The 2,132-nt window shown below is 68.9% G+C and carries 1 protein-coding gene; it reads right to left on the bottom strand.

The genetic code is table 11. The features are described 5' to 3' along the window. Positions 1-2,132: amino acid adenylation domain-containing protein (locus ACIHAX_RS37740; protein ID WP_397282452.1), on the bottom strand; the 2,132-nt coding region annotated here is incomplete at both ends.

Genomic DNA, 2,132 nt, shown 5'->3' with positions numbered 1-2,132 from the left:
TGCCAGATGGCGTAGTCGGCGTATTGCACTTCCAGTGGCGCCCAGCGGGGGGAGTTGCCGCCGATGCGGGCGAGGTAGGCGGTGACCAGGTCGCGGGCCAGCGGGGCCATGGAGGCGCCGTCGGCGGCGATGTGGTGGGCCACGAACGCCAGTAGGTGTTCATCGGGGCCGGATTCCAGCAGCAGCGCGCGGACGGGGACTTCGGTGGTGACGTCGAAGCCGGTGAGCATCAAGTCCATCACCTGGGTGGTGGGGTCGTCGGTGACCACGACCTCCAGTCCGGTGGGGAGGGCTTGGTCGACGGTGAGGATCTGCTGGAACGGTAGTGCGCCGGGGCCGCCGGCGGGGTAGCGGGTGCGGAGGGATTCGTGGCGTTCGAGGACGTCGGCCAGTGCGTAGCGCAGGGCGGAGACGTCCAGGGCGCCGTGCAGGCGGATGGCCATCGGGATGTTGTAGGCGGCGGAGGCGGGGTCGAATTGGTTGAGCACCCACATGCGTTGCTGGGCCAGCGACAGGGGGATGGGTTCGCTGCGTTCGGTGCGTTCGAGCACGGTGCGGGTGCCGCCGCCGGCGCCGGGCACCACCCGCGCGGCGAGGGCGGCCACGGTCGGGGCTTCGAACAGTTCGCGTACCGCGACATCGGCGTCGAGGGCTTCGTTGATGCGTGCGACCACGCGGGTGGCCAGCAGCGAGTTGCCGCCCAGGGCGAAGAAGTCGTCGTCCAACCCGACCTCGCCGGCGCCCAGCAGCCCGGCGTACACCTCGGCCACCGCCTGCTCCACCGGCGAGCTCGGCGCGCGGAACGCCACCGCCGACACCACCTGCGGCGCGGGCAGTGCCCGGCGGTCCAGTTTCCCGTTCGCCGTCAACGGCAACACCTCGAGCACGACCACCGCATCCGGCACCATGTACCCGGTCAGGAACTCCGAGACCTGGGTACGCAGCACCGACGCATCCAAGCTCGCCCCGGCGTCGGGCACGACGTACCCGATCAAACGGTCACCGGCATGCTCGTCGGCGCGGACCAGCACCACCGCCTGACTCACGCCCGGGCAGCGCAGCAGCGCCGCCTCGATCTCGCCGAGCTCGATGCGGAAGCCACGCAACTGCACCTGCTGATCACCGCGACCGGCGTACTCCAGGGTTGCTCGACCACCGAATCCGACCCAGCGGCCGATGTCACCGCTGCGGTACATCCGCGAGCCCGGCGCTCCGAACGGGTTGGCCACGAACCGTGTCGCGGCCAGACCGGGACGGCCGAGATACCCGCGCGAGAGCTGCGCGCCCGCGACGTAGATCTCTCCGGCCACCCCGACCGGCGACGGGTGCAACCGGTCATCGAGCACATACGCGTCCAGACCGGGCAGCGCCCGCCCGATCACGCTGGCCGGGTTGTCGACCATCTGCTCGTCCAACGACAGGAACGACACGTGCACCGTGGTCTCGGTGATGCCGTACATGTTCACCAACCACGGCGCGTCCACCGGATGGCGCTCGTACCAGCGCCGCAGCTGGCGCAGATCCAGTGCCTCACCGCCGAACACGATGTAGCGCAGCGCGAACTTGCCTTGGTCGTGGTGTGCTGCCCGGTCGGCCTCGGCGAGCTGGTAGAACGCCGACGGGGTCTGATTGAGCACGGTGACCTGTTCGCGGATCAGCAGTTCGCGGAACTGCTCCGGCGAGCGGGAGGTCACGTAGTCGACCACGACCACGCTGCCGCCGTTGGCCAGCGCGCACCACAACTCCCACACCGAGAAATCGAACGCGAACGAATGGAACAACGTCCACACATCGGTCTCGTCGAACTCGAACAGCAATTGGGTGTTGGCGAACAACTCGACCACGTTGCGGTGCGCCACACCCACGCCCTTGGGCACCCCGGTGGAACCGGAGGTGTAGATGACATACGCCAGATTGTCCGGGCGCAGGGGCCGCACCCGCTCGCGGTTGCGGACGCGCGAATCGTCGTAGCCGGTGGTCTCCTCCAACAGGAGCACCGGAATATTGCCCGCGGGCAGTGAGTCCAGCTCGGCGGCGGTGGTCAGCACACACACCGGGGCGGCGTCTTCGAGCATGAACTCCAACCGCTGCACCGGATACCCGGTATCGATCGGCAGATACGCCGCCCCCGC

The organism is Nocardia sp. NPDC051929 (genome assembly GCF_044548645.1).
Lineage (GTDB): Bacteria > Actinomycetota > Actinomycetes > Mycobacteriales > Mycobacteriaceae > Nocardia > Nocardia sichangensis.
This window is presented reverse-complemented; position numbering and strand designations above follow the sequence as displayed.